Origin of the sequence: Vibrio sp. 10N.222.49.A3 (assembly GCF_041475145.1) — a bacterium.
GTDB classification, from domain to species: domain Bacteria; phylum Pseudomonadota; class Gammaproteobacteria; order Enterobacterales; family Vibrionaceae; genus Vibrio; species Vibrio tasmaniensis_A.
This window is the reverse complement of the sequence record NZ_JBFRVM010000010.1, coordinates 1-15,787: the sequence shown is the minus strand read 5'-3', so window position 1 is coordinate 15,787 and position 15,787 is coordinate 1. Positions and strand designations below refer to the sequence as shown.

The window sequence follows — 15,787 nt, the reverse complement described above, 5'->3', positions numbered from 1 at the left end:
AATTAAGCCGCTTTTTGAGCGTCTTTAACTAGCTTAGCTACGCGGTCAGATAGAGATGCGCCTTGACCAACCCAGTGGTTAACACGATCTAGGTCTAGACGTAGACCTTCTTCTTGACCTTGAGCAGTAGGGTTAAAGAAACCTACTTTCTCGATGAAACGGCCAGTTACAGAGTTACGGCTATCCGCAACTACGATTTGATAAAATGGGCGCTTCTTTGCACCGTGACGTGCCAAACGAATGGTTACCATGTCGTCCTCTTTGCTTTCTTAATAAAATAATTAACCCCAAGTATAAGTAAATAGCTTGGGGTCTCGTGCCAAATTAAAGCCCCGGAATTTTACTCTTATTCCGGGGCAATGCAAGGGCTTTAGCTATTTTTTCACCAACATAGCCACCGCTCACTTTCTGTGACACGGCTAACACTATGAAAAGTAACGTAGCTAAAGCTTACATTTGTAGATTATCGGCCAAACGGGTTAAAACCACCACCCATTCCGCCCATACCTCCACCGCCGCCCATCATGCCTTGCATGTTGCGCATCATGCCTTTCATTCCACCTTTCTGCATTTTCTTCATCATCTTCTGCATTTGAGTGAACTGTTTAAGCATACGGTTTACATCTTGTACTTGCGTACCAGAACCTGCAGCAATACGCTTTTTGCGTGAGCCTTTGATTAGGTCTGGGCGCTGACGCTCTTTCATTGTCATAGAGTTGATGATCGCTTCCATTTGCTTGAACATCTTGTCATCAACTTTATCTTTAACGTTGTCTGGTAGTTGAGACATGCCTGGAAGCTTATCCATCATGCCCATCATGCCGCCCATGTTTTTCATCTGACCAAGTTGCTCACGGAAGTCTTCAAGGTCAAAGCCTTTCTTCTCTTTGAACTTCTTAGCCAGCTTCTCTGCTTTTTCGGTATCAACGTTTTTCTGTAGATCTTCAATAAGCGACAGTACGTCGCCCATACCTAGGATGCGAGAAGCAACACGATCTGGGTGGAATGGTTCTAATGCGTCAGTCTTTTCACCAACACCTAAGAATTTAATCGGCTTACCTGTGATGTGACGAACAGACAGTGCAGCACCACCACGCGCGTCACCATCCACTTTCGTTAAGATAACACCGGTTAGTGGTAGCGTATCGCCAAAGGCTTTTGCAGTATTCGCAGCATCTTGACCTGTCATAGCATCAACAACGAACAGCGTCTCTACTGGTTTAATGGCAGTATGAAGCTCTTTGATTTCACCCATCATCTCTTCATCGATAGCCAAACGACCGGCAGTATCGACAATTAGCACATCGTAGAATTTCTTCTTCGCGTGGTCGATTGCAGCGTTTGCAATATCAAGAGGCTTTTGGTCAGCTGAAGATGGGAAGAAGTCGACACCCACATCGCTTGCTAAGGTTTCAAGCTGTTTGATCGCGGCCGGACGGTAAACGTCGGCAGACACAACCAAAACTTTCTTCTTATCACGCTCAGTCAGGAGCTTAGATAGCTTACCTACCGATGTGGTTTTACCCGCACCTTGTAGACCTGCCATTAAGATAACTGCTGGCGGTTGTGCTGCTAGGTCAAGAGCCTCGTTAGACTCTCCCATCACAGCTTCAAGTTCAGCTTGAACGATCTTAATGAATTCTTGACCAGGTGTTAGAGATTTAGAAACCTCGACACCCACAGCGCCTTCTTTTACGCGCTTAACAAAATCGCGGACAACTGGCAGTGCAACGTCGGCTTCAAGTAGCGCCATACGTACTTCACGCAGCGTCTCTTTAATATTGTCTTCGGTCAGGCGACCTTTACCGCTGATGTTTTTCAGCGTTTTGGATAGACGATCCGTTAAATTATCAAACATAGTTTTCTCTTCGCTCAAAACTGCGACTATTACTGTGAGTATACATTAGCGCGGATTAGAGTCATACCCGTTGTGGAGCGTTAATCATCCACGCATGTGATGTGAGACATTATTCACTTGGAATTGAATGAGGTTCACCATAGCCCCAAAGAGCGATGCGAGGTATAATTCGCCAATTAGTAATCATTTAAATGGATACCATGGACAGTCTTATTGCGATCGCAGCAGCCTTTCTTTATACAATGGCGATTTTCACGATCATTCCAGGTCTCGTGCACCAAACAGGAATCCGTGTAAAAACGGTGTTTATCAGCGCATTACTTGCTTTAGCTTTCCATGCTTGGTTGCTTAGCGATTTAATCTTTAATGCCAGTGGTCAAAACCTCAGTATCTTAAACGTTGCTTCTTTAATCAGTTTAATCATATCTGTGGTCATGAGCGGTGCTATGCTCAAAACACGTTTGTGGTTCATCTTGCCGGTTGTTTATAGCTTCGCTGCTCTAAATCTAATGGCTGCCACTTTTCTTCCTAGCACCTTCATCAAACACTTAGAGAATGACCCAAAGCTGTTGCTACACATATCTTTAGCTCTGTTCTCATACGCGACACTTACCATCGGTGCGCTATACGCTATGCAACTCGCGTGGCTAGATCACAAACTTAAAAAGAAAAAAGCGTTAGTGATAAACCCTAACCTACCTCCTTTAATGATGGTGGAAAGACAGCTTTTCAAGATCATTTTAATCGGTAATGGTTTGTTAACAGGTACTTTATTAACTGGACTTATCTTCGTACAAGATATGTTTGCTCAAGGTAAAGCACATAAAGCAGTATTGTCTTTTATAGCTTGGGTTATCTATTCCATCCTTCTTTGGGGTCACTATCAGAAAGGTTGGCGTGGGCAAAAAGTCACATGGTTTGCCCTTGCGGGTGCCACCATGCTCACATTAGCTTACTTCGGTAGCCGCTTCGTTCAGGAAATAATCCTGAATTAGTCTGTATAATGAAGGCAAGGTCTCACACACCTTGCCTTTAAAATATTGAGTACGATACATTCAATTGACATCTCGACCATGTTCGGTCATAAATTAATCAAGATACACAAAAAGGAAAAGAATAGTTTTGGACGACATATCAACGGGTATCTTATTTGCGCTACTCGCGTGTCTCATTGTAATTTCTGGTTATTTCTCTGGTTCCGAAACGGGCATGATGTCCTTGAACCGCTACCGTTTAAAGCACTTGGCCAATACGGGTCATAAAGGTGCCAAACGCGTAGAAAAACTTCTAAGTCGCCCAGACAGATTGATTGGCCTTATTCTCATCGGCAACAATCTCGTCAATATTCTTGCATCCGCGATCGCGACTATTCTTGGTATGCGTATCTACGGCGATATCGGTGTTGCAATCGCAACCGGAGCCCTGACCCTAGTGATCCTCGTGTTTGCTGAGGTTACACCAAAAACCATCGCTTCTCTTTTCCCTGAACGAGTTTCTTACGCCAGCAGTATTCTATTAATAATACTGATGAAGGTGCTGTCGCCATTGGTTATCTTGGTCAACTTTATTACCAATGGCTTCATTCGTATCTTAGGCGTTAAAGCTAACCATGATGCAACCGATCATCTAAGCTCAGAAGAACTCAGAACCGTAGTAAATGAAGCGGGTAGCCTAATACCACAGCGTCACCAAGATATGTTGGTGTCTATTCTCGATTTAGAACACGTCACCGTGAATGACATAATGGTGCCACGTAACGAGATCACCGGCATCGACATCAATGATGATTGGAAATCGATCGTGCGTCAGCTCACTCATTCACCTCATGGTCGCATCGTGTTGTACCGTGATCAGATAGATGAAGTAGTTGGCATGCTGAGGCTACGTGAAGCTTATCGCTTGATGCTCGAAAAGAACGAATTCAATAAAGAGACCCTGCTGCGTGCTGCAGATGAGATCTACTTTATTCCGGAAGCGACACCGCTTAACACCCAACTGCTTAAATTCCAACGCAACAAACAGCGTATCGGTTTGATTGTTGATGAGTATGGCGATATTAACGGTTTGGTTACCCTCGAAGATATTCTCGAAGAGATCGTGGGCGAATTTACGACTTCAATCGCACCAAGTTTATCTGAAGAGATCACACCGCAAAGCGATGGTAGCTTCTTGATTGAAGGCAGCGCTAATATCCGAGATATCAACAAAGGTTTGCAGTGGGCACTGCCTACCGATGGACCAAGAACACTTAATGGTTTGATACTGGAGCATCTTGAAGATATTCCAGAGAGTCACCTGAGTGTTCAGGTTGCCAGCCATCCAATGGAAATTGTTGAGCTCGAAGAGAATCGCATCAAGCTGGTGCGTGTGTTTCCGCAGATCGTAACCGGATAGAGGCGACTCATTAGATGAGAGTAATACCAATCACAGTAAGTAAGTGATCAAAAATAGCGTAGGGAAAAGGCTTGAGAACAAGGCAGAATTTTTCGATAAGTAGTTATTCTACAATCAAAAATTCTAACGTAGTTATCGAGCGTTTTAGCAAGCTAGGGTGACCAGTTATTTACTACGATTGGTATAACCAACTGAGTTACCAACTAAGTCCCTCTACAACAAAAGGCCCGGCTCATTGAACCGGGCCTTTTAGTATCTAACTCGCTCTGCCTCTAGATTGAAATGTATCTAGAGTGAAGCGCATCTAAAGTAAAGAAAAGTGATTAGTCGATTTTAAGCTCTTGAAGCATCGACTCTGGCAATGCCAGTTCATCATTTTTGTTTACTGAAATACCGGTAGCGATGATTGCATTCGCAATCTCTTTAGCTTCATCTAAGGAATGCATTGCCGCAGTACCACACTGGTATTCGTTCAACTCAGGGATCTTATTCTGGTTCTCAACTTTCAGTACGTCTTGCATAGCCGCTAACCAAGCTTCAGCCACTTGCTGCTCTGAAGGCGTACCAATCAAGCTCATATAGAAACCGGTACGACAACCCATAGGCGAAATATCAATGATCTCAACCGCAGAGCCATTGAGGTGAGCACGCATGAACCCAGCGTATAGGTGCTCGAGAGTATGAATACCTCTCTCAGATAGGATATCTTTGTTTGGCGCAGTAAAACGCAGGTCAAATACCGTAATGGTATCCCCTTTTGGGGTTTGCATTGTTTTAGCAACACGAACTGCAGGTGCGTTCATGCGCGTATGATCAACAGTAAAACTATCTAATAAAGGCATTGCTATTCTCCATGACGATTGGCTTTAAAAAAACCAACTTCGATTGTCTTCTAGTTCTTTTCGGCACTGTTTAAGTTGCCATCCATAATCTTTTGCTTGCTGTTCGACTTTGCGAGCCACCTTAATCAACGATGGTTTGCTGTTGTATGATTTGCGTTTATAGCCACCACGACCTTCATGATAAGCCAGATATTGGTTATACGGGTCCCATAATGAGATCCCTAACTGACGGCGCGTCTCGCTGGTGTACCAACCAATGAACATCAATGCATCATCAAAATTGGTTCTCGAACCACCATTATTGGTCGCTTTTTGAAAGTCTTCCCAAGCAGGGTCTTGAGCTTGTGCATAGCCGTAGGCACTACTGACTCTTCCCCACGGTATAAAGCCAAGAATATAATCTTTTGGTGGACGCGCATCATGTCGAAAGCTGCTCTCTTGTTTAACAAAAGCCATCGCGACGTTAATCGGTGTGCCCCACTCATCTTGCATATCGACCGCATCTTCATACCAAGAAGGGTGCTCTCTGAAGATGCTGCATATATTATTTTGCTGCTTAGGAGGAGGCGTCGCACATCCAACCAATAGGCTAGAGACAATACCAACAGTCACGACAGGTAACCATTTTCCACCCACATGAGTAGACTGACCTAATAAGGTTTGCTTCCTTTCCACCAAAGTCTCGCTATGCTTTTAAATATGAAAAATAGTCCGTTAAGAAACTATCAAAATCTTGAGTGCTCGCTTCTTCACTTTGCTGTTGAGCAATGACAGAGCGTTGAACTTCCGCTTCCATTAACTCAGCAGAATAAACTTTATATTGGTGTGCCTTGTGTTGTTGAGCATACGTTTTTCCTAACGCACAACCCACTTTACCCAAACCACCCAATTTCTTGGTCTCTTCTAATAACTGGCCAGAAATGGTCAACTCTGGGTTATCAATCCAGGCTTCAAGCGTATCGCACGTTTCTTGGTATGCACGACCACCTTGCTCAGCATCCATCAACTCAGCGATAACTCGAAGATCTTTGAATACATTTTTAGCCCAGTCTTGCAGGGACAGTCTTTCGCCATCACAACCAATCTTGAGCTCTAAACCAACCTGACGACCTTCTAAGATCACCTTATTCCAGTTATCGCGCCAGCATTCAAGCTCGCAGTTATCCATTTCAGCAGAGTCTGATAACACGCTCCACGTTAGGAATAAATCTAAGAAGCGAACTTGCTGTTCATTGATACCAATTGAACTGAATGGGTTTACGTCTAAAGAGCGAACCTCGATGTACTCAACGCCAGCACGAGCCAGTGCTTCAGATGGTTTCTCACCACTTTTCGCCACACGCTTAGGACGGATTGGAGCATAAAGCTCATTCTCAATTTGCAGTACGTTGCTATTTAGTTGACGGTATTCCCCATCAACCTTAGTGCCAATCTCAGCGAATTCTTCTGATGGTGTGCGAATCGCTTGATTCAAACCTTCAAGGTATTGGTCTAGGCTGTTGAAGCCAATCTTCAGTACACTTTGCGCACTGTTGGTGTAACCAAGGTCACTTAAGCGCAATGCCGTTGCTTTGGGTAGATACAGTGTTTCTCCAACCTTTTCAAAAGGTAGGTTGGTTTCTCTTCCTTTGATAAAAGAAGAACATAGCGCAGGTGAAGCACCGAAGAAGTATGGGATTAACCAACCAAAGCGGTAGTAATTACGAATCAAACCGAAGTACGCATCTGATTTAGCTTCGCAACGCGCTTCTTCGGTTTGCTCTCCAAACAGACTGTCCCAAAAGCTTTCTGGGAAAGAGAAGTTGAAGTGAACACCCGAAATAATCTGCATCAGACTACCGTAGCGACGCTTTAGGCCTTCACGATATAGCGTCTTCATCTTACCGTTGTTAGAAGTACCGTATTGCGCAAGCTGAATGTAATCTTCACTCCCCACATAACAAGGCATAGAGAGTGGCCACAGCTTTTCGCCGTCTAACTTGGTTTGAGTGAAGTGATGGATATCAGACAACTGATTCAAAAGCGTCGGAACGTCGTTAGAAACAGGCGTGATAAACTCCAGTAGCGACTCAGAGAAATCGGTCGTTACCCATTCGTTCATCAACGCAGATCCTAAAGCCTTAGGGTGCGGCCCAGTAGCAAGATGCCCATCTTCCGTGTAGCGCAATGTTTCCCTTTCAACACCACGACCAAATTGAGAGAAGGTCTTAGGGTTGGTTGCAACTTGCTTTAGTCGCGCAGCAAAATCAGTCAAAATTCTGTTCACTTATCTTATATTGTTCTTATTAGAACTATCATAAATTAGGTTGGAGGAGAAAAGTAGAATCTCTTCCCTCCCCCTTTAATGTGTACTCTAACGAATGATTTCAAGCTCTTCTATTGGAATATCTAACTTTTCTAATTGAGGGCGCAGCGAAGTCGCGTCACCAACAACAATTATTTGATAATCATTCGGGTCAAACCATTTCTTCGAGAGCTCATTTAAAGTCTCTTTTGAAACCGTTTCTACTATCTGGTTGCGCTGCTGTAGGTAGTCTTCATCAAGGCTCAGCGTAACAATATTACTCAACAATCCAGCCTTTTGACTTGGTGTTTCGTATTTAAGCGCATCTTGTTGACCGACGGCAAGGCGCATAAATTTCACCTCTTCGTCAGTTAATCCACTCTGACTAAATTCATTTAGCTCAGCAATAAACTCTTGAATCGATGGAACCGTCGCATTGGCTCTAACTTGAGCACTAAACACTACCGCACCAGTTTCACGCGTACTCGCAAAGTAACCGCTTGCACCGTAAGTGTAGGCCTTGTCTTCACGCAGGTTCTGGTTGATACGGCTATTGAAGTTACCAGCTAAATTAAAGTTAGCCAATTGACTTAAATACAATTCACCGGTCGCATCAAACGGTAACCCTTTACGAACTAAGCGTACAATACTTTGTGGTGCTCCCGGCTTATCCACTAAGTACAAGTTCTGCCCCGAAAGCTCCTTGATGATCTGTGGACGAGTGAGTGGTGCAGCGTCACCTTGCCATTCTTCAAAGAACTGAAGCTGCTTTCCAACCTCCTCCTTCGAGATGTCCCCTACAATAACAATATTAGCTCCCTCAGGAGTATAGTGCTGACTGTAAAACAGTTTTACATCGTCTAGAGTTAACGATTCTAGAGAGTCCTTGGTGCCATCACTCGCTCGACCAAAAATACTGCTACCGAACAACACTTCTCGGGTTGCTTGAGAAGCCATCCAGCTCGGTTGTTGATGCTGGTAGACTACGCCTTCTAACATCTGACTCTTAACGCGTTCGAAATCTTGAACATCAAACTTAGGCTCAAATAGAACTTCTTGCACGATCGCTAAGGTTTGAGGCAGGTTTTTCTCTAACGTCGAGACTGAAATATCTGTGGTATAACTGCCAGCACTAATGCTAACGCTACTACCCAGCTTATCTAAGGTCGCCTGTAACTCTTCAACCGTTCGTTTAGTCGAACCTTCTTCCATCATTGATGCAGTTAGGTTCGCCAAACCCTCTTGACCTTTACCAACATAGCGCTCACCCGCAGGGAGTTGAATTTGTAGCTGCACTGTCGGCGTTTCGCTGGTCACAGTACCAATCAAGTCAGTACCATTTGCAAAATGCATGCGATACAGCTCAGGCATGGTCGCTTCAACACCAAAGTTCACTTCGGGCATCACGCTGCGATCAAATGTGTTCGGTGCCTTTCTGAAATCCAATTGTTCTTCTGTCACTTTGCTGTATTCAGGAAGGGTACGAGCAGGAGTGCTAAATGTAGCCTCGCGAACCGCTAAGTCGAGTTTTTTCTTAGGAACCACACTCAAGGTAACCTTGTGCTTACCTTCGATAAAATCTTGATACGCCTTGCTTACGCTTTCAGGGGTAACAGCTCGGATTTGATCGAGTTGTGATTCAATACGATCAGGCTGGCCATAGAAGGTTTGATTTGACGCGAGCTGTGAAACCTTGCCTCTAACACTTTGCAGTGCAAACACCGCATTCGCTTCAGCCATGCCGGTAATTTGATCTAGACGATCTTGTTCCACACCGCCTTTCGAAAATTGTTCTAGGGTTTCCATCAGTTCTTTATTTAGAACCGTCAAATCCCCCTTTTCACCTGAGTCACCCATCGCATAGACATACATAGTACAAGCGAGCTCTGCACAATCGTGGAAAGAGCCTGCACTCACCGCTTTTTGCGTTTTTACGAGGTTTTGGTACAGATAACTGTTGGTCCCTGAACCTAACACGTTAGACAGCGCATTCAGTGAAGCTTGCGTATCTTCACCCCGGTAGGTTGTTGGCCAACCAACAAGCACCATCGGCTGACGAACGTTGTCTTCTAACGTGATGTACTTATCTTCTGTTAGAACAGCTGGTTGCTTCTCAGCAGCCTTAACTTCCGGACCTTGAGGGATTGGGCCAAAGTACTGATTAACCCACTCTAGCGTGTCATCAACGTCGATATCACCACCGATAGTCAGTACCGCATTATTTGGGCCGTACCAACGTAGGAAGAACGCCTTAAGGTCATTCACATCAACACGGTCTAGATCTTCCACATAACCGATTGGTTGCCATGAGTAAGGGTGACCTTCAGGGTAAAGCGCTTCACCCATGCGTTCCCACATCAAGCCATAAGGACGGTTTTCATAACTTTGAGCACGTTCGTTTTTAACCGTGCCTCTTTGAACTTCGAATTTCTTCTGAGAAACCGCATCCAATAAAAAACCCATTCGGTCTGATTCTAACCACAACATTTTCTCAAGTTGGTTAGATGGAACGGTTTCAAAGTAGTTAGTACGATCACGGTTAGTCGTGCCGTTTAACGAGCCACCCGCCTCGGTAATGATCTTAAAGTGCTGCTGGTCACCGACGTTCTCAGAGCCTTGGAACATCATGTGTTCGAAGAAATGAGCAAAGCCCGATTTGCCTATTTCTTCACGAGCTGAGCCGACATGATAGGTAACATCCACATGTACAAGAGGATCAGAATCATCAGGGGAAAGAATAACTGTCAGGCCGTTTTCAAGCTGATATTTGGTGTAAGGGATCACCACTTTATCTTTAGAAGGCTTAACCTCTTCTAACAGAGTGACACCTTCAGGTAACGAGGAAAAGAAGGGTGTAGAGCTAGGTACATTGTAAGAACAGCCTGCAATGGCGATAAGAGAAAATGTACCAAGTAAAACCTTTTTCATAGGTTCTCCTTAGAAAAAACCGAAGTAGATAGCAGCAAGTAAGCTGTAGCGAGCGGCTTTGCCAATCGCTATCAAAATAACGCTAGGAATAAATTTCATTCTTAACCAACCCGCGGCTAAGCACAAAGGGTCACCAATGATCGGCAACCAACTGAATAGCAGTGTCCAATAGCCATAGCGGCTCAGCCAAGCCATAGCCTTATGACCATGCTTTTCAGATTGAGTTCGATTAGGCAGCCACAAACCAATCCAATAGTTGGTCAGCCCGCCTAAAGTATTACCGAGTGTCGCCAGAAGAATGATTGATGATGTTGAGAACTGTTCTAAGCTCAATGCTGCCACAAGGCTTGCTTCTGAGCCCCCTGGTAACAATGTGGCACTCAAGAAGCCACTAATGAAGAGCACCCACAGCGCCGAGTCAGAAAACCACAACGCTATGTTTTCAAAAAGAGAATTAAAGAACTCTAGCACTGCATATTAACCTTCTTCCATTTTAAGTAGTACCTTGCCTCTGGTGTGTCCGGTTTCTACTTGTAGATGCGCCGACTGTGCTTCATCTAACGGGTAGATAGTTTGAATTTCTGTTTTGAGCAATCCTACGCTAACCATGTAAAGCATAGTGTCCATTTGCTCTGGATTTGGCTCAACGAGCATACCTGAAGCAGTGAAACCCAATAATGTCGCTTTCTCGCAAATTAATTCAGCAGACAGCGTAGGCACCGTTACCACTCTCGCACCATCTTTCAAACACTTCAACGCATCAAGCGCGGTATCACCACCCACTAAATCAATCAGTACATCAACATCAGAGACTCTTTCCGATGCTGGCGCAAATTGATAGTTAATAGCATGAGCGCCTAACGTAGCAAGGTAATCAAGGTTGGCTTCACTGCAGGTCGTGTAAACCTCAGCTTTTGCAGCCACTGCGATTTGAACCGCAAGGTGACCAACGCCGCCGGCGCCCGCTAAGATGAGTACGCGATCGCCCTCTTTCACTTCCGCTTTGTTAAGCGCTTGTGCTGCGGTTTGGCTAGCGAGTGGTAAAGCTGCAGCCGCTTCTAACGCAACCGAGTCTGGGACCATACTTAATGCGACTTCTGGAACACACACATACTGGCTATAACCGCCACCTTGCAGTGGAAAACCAATAAAGCCAGCTACGTTATCACCAACAGTAAAACGCTCTGCCTGTTCGCCTAGCGTGACAATTTGCCCTGAAATATCGTAACCAGGAACCCAAGGAAGGTTGTCTTTGTTTTGTGCTGCCGCCCAACCAAGGCCTGCACGGGTTTTCACATCAATAGGATTAATGCCTGAAAAGGAAACTTTAACCACCACTTCTCCGGCCTTTGGCTCAGGAATAGCACTGGTTTGAATACTGAGGTTTTCGACGCCGCCGAATTGAGTAATCGCAATCTGTTTATTTTCCATTTCCACATTTCCTTGATTGATAGAAGCCCTGATGAGTAAGCACCCTAATTAATAAAAAGAAAGGGATGCGAAAGCATCCCTTTGACTATAAACCATTTAATAAGGCGAAGTTAACCGCTCATGCGTAAATTGACGACCAATTAACGTAACGAGCAGCATAGCCAAGTAGCTCATTAACCTACGAGAGCTAATAGGATACCCGCAGCAACGGCACTACCAAGTACACCCGCTACGTTCGGACCCATCGCATGCATCAACAGGAAGTTCTGAGGGTTTGCCTCAAGTCCAACCTTATTCACAACACGAGCCGCCATCGGAACCGCTGATACACCAGCGGCGCCAATCAGTGGGTTAATGTCTTCTTTCGAGAAGCGGTTCAGCAACTTCGCCATCAATACACCACCAGCCGTACCAATACTAAATGCCACCGCACCTAAACCTAGAATACCCAGTGTCTCTAAGTTCAAAAACGTATCCGCTTGAAGCTTAGAGCCAACACCTAGGCCAAGGAAAATAGTCACAACGTTAATCAGTTCGTTTTGGGCTGTTTTTGAAAGACGATCAACCACACCCGCTTCACGCATTAAATTACCCAAACAGAACATACCTACTAGAGGGGTTGCTGAAGGTAGGAACAAAATCGTCATCAGCAGTACAGCTAGCGGGAAAAGGATCTTCTCAGCTTTGCTTACATGACGAAGTTGAGCCATCTTAATTTGGCGCTCTTCAGGAGACGTTAACGCTTTCATGATTGGTGGCTGAATAATAGGAACTAAAGCCATGTAGCTATACGCCGCTACCGCAATCGCACCTAATAGATCAGGAGATAGCTTGCTCGCCAAAAAGATCGCGGTTGGGCCATCGGCACCACCAATGATCGCAATTGACGAAGCATCTGCCATTGAGAACTCCATTCCTGGTACATAGTTCAGCAAGATCGCGCCAAATAGTGTTGCGAATATACCAAACTGAGCAGCAGCCCCGAGCCACAGTGTTTTAGGGTTAGCAATCAACGCACCAAAGTCCGTCATCGCTCCAACACCCATAAAGATCAGCAGTGGAAAAATGCCAGTTTCAATACCAATGTAGTAAACGTAGTAAAGCAAACCGCCGGGATCCGTGAATCCAGCATTTGGAATATTGGCTAATACAGCACCAAAACCAATAGGTAACAGCAGTAAAGGTTCAAACCCTTTGCGAATTGCCAAAAACAACAGTGAGCAACCAACCAACATCATACAGATCTGGCCGAACTCAAAGTTAGCAATCCCTGTTTCAGACCATAAGGTCATCAATCCTTCCATGGTACTCCCTTACGCTAAGCTTAGTAGTGGAGCGCCTACAGTAACTGCATCGCCTTCTTTAACATTCAATTCTTGAACGATACCACTGCGAGCAGCTCGTACTTCCGTTTCCATTTTCATCGCTTCTAGGATCAGCAGTACATCACCTTCGGCAACTTCAGCACCCGCCTGAACGATGACTTTAAAGATGTTGCCGGCTAATGGAGCTGGAACCGCTTCTGCATCAGAAGCCGCAGCAGGTGCTGCTTGAGCCGCTTGTGCTGGTTTCGCTGATGGAGATACCGATGTCAGTTCACCTTGTGGGCCAACTTCAACATCATAAACTTGACCATCAACCTTCACGCTGTAGCTCTCAATGCCGCCAGCAGCAGGTTGTGGTGCAGCCGTAACAGGAGTTGCAGCTTCAGCCGTTGGTACAGGTTCAAACGCTTCAGGGTTGTGACGGTTTTTAAGGAACTTAAGACCCACTTGTGGGAATAGTGCGTACGTCAGTACATCATCAACGGTATCTTCAGCGAGTGAAATACCATCTGATTTCGCTTTTTCTAAAAGGTCAGTCGTTAACGTATCCATTTCAGACTTAAGTAAATCAGCAGGACGACACGTGATTGGCTCAGCACCATCTAACACTTTCGCTTGCAGTTCAGCATCAACCTCAGCAGGAGCTTGACCGTATTCGCCTTTCAGTAGACCCGCAGTCTCTTTAGTGATGCTCTTGTAGCGCTCACCCGTTAGAACGTTGATAACCGCTTGAGTACCGACAATCTGAGAAGTAGGTGTTACCAAAGGAATGTAACCCAACTCTTTACGTACGCGTGGGATCTCTTCTAGAACTTCATCCATGCGATCGGCAGCGCCTTGCTCTTTAAGCTGGCCTTCCATGTTGGTTAACATGCCGCCAGGAACTTGAGCGATCAAGATTCGAGAGTCGACACCTTTTAGCTGGCCTTCCCATTTCGCATACTTTTTACGTACATCACGGAAGTAAGCCGCGATTGGTTCGATTTGGTCTAGTTTGAGATTCGTGTCGCGCTCTGTGCCTTCTAGCATAGCAACAACCGTTTCGGTTGGTGTATGGCCGTAAGTACAGCTCATAGAAGAGATTGCGGTGTCTAGAATATCAATACCCGCTTCAACAGCTTTAACGGCTGTAGCGGTTGATAGACCCGTTGTCGCGTGGCTATGCAGCGCTAGAGGCACATCACAAGACGCTTTGATGCGAGTGATTAGCTCTTCCGCTTCATAGGGCTTTAATAAACCTGACATATCTTTGATGCATAGTGAATGACAACCTAGATCCTCTAGCCGCTTAGCCAAATCAACCCACGTATCTGAGTTGTGAACCGGACTGGTTGTGTAAGACAACGTACCTTGAGCGTGGCCGCCAACATCAATCGTTGCTTTCACTGCGGTTTCAAAGTTACGTACGTCATTCATCGCATCAAAAATACGGAATACGTCCATGCCGTTACTATGGGCACGTTCAACAAACTTTTCTACTACATCATCCGCGTAGTGACGGTAACCCAATAAATTTTGACCACGCAGTAGCATCTGCATTGGTGTGTTGGGCATCGCTTTTTTCAGCTCTCGTAAACGTTCCCACGGATCTTCTCCAAGAAAACGGATGCACGAATCAAACGTTGCGCCGCCCCAAGTCTCAAGTGACCAGTAACCGACTTTATCCAGTTCTGCCGCAATTGGCAGCATATCTTCGATACGCATACGAGTAGCAAATAGTGACTGGTGCGCGTCACGAAGTACCACATCTGTGATAGCTAGTGGTTTAGACATGCTCATAAACTCCTTTTTAATCCTTTAAATGCTACTTAGCAGTAGACGCACGGTATTGATGAACCGCGGCCGAAATTGCTGCCACTACCTGTGGACTAACAGCTGAAGGGTTTGATTGTGATTTTTGAATTTTTTTAGGTGCTGCGATCGGCTCCGGTACTTCTTCTGGTACCAGTTTTGACATCAACCGAACGAGGTAAACTAGAATAGTTAAGAAAATAAAGACAACGGACATCCCCGTTATCATTAGAGTCGCCGCATCTCCTAGCAGGCTTCCAATATTAGTCATGTTGCTTCCTTTCTTCGTCATCCTGACATACGTACAGGATTTCAGCGAATAGTGATCCCGACCCATGGATTATCTCGATTGGTAAAAGTTTGTCAATTTTGTTTAAGGTTCTGTTACGGATAACGCACACATAAGGTTAATTATTCGCCTATCAGATCACATAAATCTGTCAAATGAGTCATTTTTAGATATTTAAACTGTGACTTAAACGGGGCTTTTCTGAGAATTGATATGAGAAAGGTGGAATAACAAAGAAGCAATCAAGAATTACTTTAAATACAACAAGTTAAAAACACCACAAATTTAACATTGTTGCAACAAATTTATAGCGGACATAAAAAAAGCCTCGTAAAAACGAGGCTTTCTCTAATAATGTGGTGCGCCCTGGAGGATTCGAACCTCCGACCGCCTGGTTCGTAGCCAGGTACTCTATCCAGCTGAGCTAAGGGCGCAACGGTTTCGATATTGAGCATGAAGTTAAAACTAAACATTCAACATCAGGATTAATGAAAACCCTAAATAGTGGTGCGCCCTGGAGGATTCGAACCTCCGACCGCCTGGTTCGTAGCCAGGTACTCTATCCAGCTGAGCTAAGGGCGCAACGGTTTTGATATTGAGCATAAAGTTAAAACTAAACGTTCAACATCAGGATTAATGAAAACC

Annotated in this window: 13 protein-coding genes and 2 tRNA genes; 2 read left to right on the top strand and 13 right to left on the bottom strand. The window is 45.0% G+C overall.

Annotated features, from left to right (window positions below; translation table 11 throughout):
* Window positions 1-2 precede the first annotated feature (2 nt).
* The gene (gene rpsP, locus AB4589_RS00710; RefSeq protein ID WP_004735508.1) at window positions 3-251 is read right to left on the bottom strand and encodes a 30S ribosomal protein S16; all 249 of its coding nucleotides are present in this window, start codon (window positions 249-251) and stop codon (window positions 3-5) included.
* A gap of 212 nt (window positions 252-463) precedes the next feature.
* Complete coding sequence (gene ffh, locus AB4589_RS00705) at window positions 464-1,858, bottom strand: signal recognition particle protein (RefSeq protein ID WP_004735506.1); 1,395 nt, start codon at window positions 1,856-1,858, stop codon at window positions 464-466.
* A 200-nt stretch (window positions 1,859-2,058) separates the two neighbouring features.
* Between ffh and AB4589_RS00700 the strand changes: the two genes are divergently transcribed.
* Window positions 2,059-2,853 carry an inner membrane protein YpjD gene (locus AB4589_RS00700; RefSeq protein ID WP_372099102.1) on the top strand — a complete coding sequence of 265 codons (795 nt, stop codon included), beginning with the start codon at window positions 2,059-2,061 and terminating at the stop codon, window positions 2,851-2,853.
* Between the two features lie 127 nt (window positions 2,854-2,980).
* Window positions 2,981-4,252 (top strand): HlyC/CorC family transporter, encoded by a 1,272-nt coding sequence (locus AB4589_RS00695; RefSeq protein WP_371709500.1) that lies wholly within the window; start codon window positions 2,981-2,983, stop codon window positions 4,250-4,252.
* Between the two features lie 323 nt (window positions 4,253-4,575).
* On the opposite strand, the gene luxS is transcribed toward AB4589_RS00695, so the two are convergent.
* The 11 genes from luxS to AB4589_RS00640 form a co-directional block, all read right to left on the bottom strand.
* Entirely contained in the window at window positions 4,576-5,094 is a 519-nt protein-coding gene (gene luxS / locus AB4589_RS00690; protein ID WP_009847612.1) for an S-ribosylhomocysteine lyase, read from the bottom strand.
* A gap of 24 nt (window positions 5,095-5,118) precedes the next feature.
* On the bottom strand, window positions 5,119-5,769 hold the full coding sequence (locus tag AB4589_RS00685; protein WP_083994557.1) for a hypothetical protein: 651 nt from the start codon (window positions 5,767-5,769) through the stop codon (window positions 5,119-5,121).
* Window positions 5,770-5,779: 10 nt separating this feature from the next.
* On the bottom strand, window positions 5,780-7,348 hold the full coding sequence (gshA, locus tag AB4589_RS00680) for a glutamate--cysteine ligase (protein WP_009847614.1): 1,569 nt from the start codon (window positions 7,346-7,348) through the stop codon (window positions 5,780-5,782).
* 99 nt (window positions 7,349-7,447) lie between these two features.
* Entirely contained in the window at window positions 7,448-10,306 is a 2,859-nt protein-coding gene (locus AB4589_RS00675) for a M16 family metallopeptidase (RefSeq protein ID WP_372099101.1), read from the bottom strand.
* A gap of 9 nt (window positions 10,307-10,315) precedes the next feature.
* Window positions 10,316-10,777 (bottom strand): YqaA family protein, encoded by a 462-nt coding sequence (locus tag AB4589_RS00670; protein WP_017097357.1) that lies wholly within the window; start codon window positions 10,775-10,777, stop codon window positions 10,316-10,318.
* A gap of 6 nt (window positions 10,778-10,783) precedes the next feature.
* Window positions 10,784-11,737 (bottom strand): NADP-dependent oxidoreductase, encoded by a 954-nt coding sequence (locus AB4589_RS00665; protein ID WP_372099100.1) that lies wholly within the window; start codon window positions 11,735-11,737, stop codon window positions 10,784-10,786.
* A gap of 173 nt (window positions 11,738-11,910) precedes the next feature.
* Window positions 11,911-13,041, bottom strand: a complete 1,131-nt coding sequence (locus tag AB4589_RS00660; protein WP_009847617.1) for a sodium ion-translocating decarboxylase subunit beta — start codon at window positions 13,039-13,041, stop codon at window positions 11,911-11,913.
* Between the two features lie 9 nt (window positions 13,042-13,050).
* Window positions 13,051-14,835, bottom strand: a complete 1,785-nt coding sequence (oadA, locus tag AB4589_RS00655; RefSeq protein ID WP_009847618.1) for a sodium-extruding oxaloacetate decarboxylase subunit alpha — start codon at window positions 14,833-14,835, stop codon at window positions 13,051-13,053.
* 31 nt (window positions 14,836-14,866) lie between these two features.
* Window positions 14,867-15,124, bottom strand: coding sequence for an oxaloacetate decarboxylase subunit gamma (locus tag AB4589_RS00650; RefSeq protein ID WP_004741884.1), 258 nt, complete (start codon window positions 15,122-15,124; stop codon window positions 14,867-14,869).
* 375 nt (window positions 15,125-15,499) lie between these two features.
* A tRNA-Arg gene (locus AB4589_RS00645) sits at window positions 15,500-15,576 on the bottom strand.
* Between the two features lie 71 nt (window positions 15,577-15,647).
* Window positions 15,648-15,724 (bottom strand) — tRNA-Arg (locus tag AB4589_RS00640).
* Between the last annotated feature and the right edge of the window lie 63 nt (window positions 15,725-15,787).

What these genes read in the sequence shown, in the direction of transcription:
- AB4589_RS00665 (WP_372099100.1), bottom strand. Translation starts at nt 11,737, where the DNA reads ATGGAAAATAAACAGATTGCGATTACTCAATTCGGCGGCGTCGAAAAC.
- rpsP (WP_004735508.1), bottom strand. Translation starts at nt 251, where the DNA reads ATGGTAACCATTCGTTTGGCACGTCACGGTGCAAAGAAGCGCCCATTT.
- ffh (WP_004735506.1), bottom strand. Translation starts at nt 1,858, where the DNA reads ATGTTTGATAATTTAACGGATCGTCTATCCAAAACGCTGAAAAACATC.
- AB4589_RS00650 (WP_004741884.1), bottom strand. Translation starts at nt 15,124, where the DNA reads ATGACTAATATTGGAAGCCTGCTAGGAGATGCGGCGACTCTAATGATA.
- AB4589_RS00700 (WP_372099102.1), top strand. Translation starts at nt 2,059, where the DNA reads ATGGACAGTCTTATTGCGATCGCAGCAGCCTTTCTTTATACAATGGCG.
- luxS (WP_009847612.1), bottom strand. Translation starts at nt 5,094, where the DNA reads ATGCCTTTATTAGATAGTTTTACTGTTGATCATACGCGCATGAACGCA.
- AB4589_RS00660 (WP_009847617.1), bottom strand. Translation starts at nt 13,041, where the DNA reads ATGGAAGGATTGATGACCTTATGGTCTGAAACAGGGATTGCTAACTTT.
- AB4589_RS00675 (WP_372099101.1), bottom strand. Translation starts at nt 10,306, where the DNA reads ATGAAAAAGGTTTTACTTGGTACATTTTCTCTTATCGCCATTGCAGGC.
- oadA (WP_009847618.1), bottom strand. Translation starts at nt 14,835, where the DNA reads ATGTCTAAACCACTAGCTATCACAGATGTGGTACTTCGTGACGCGCAC.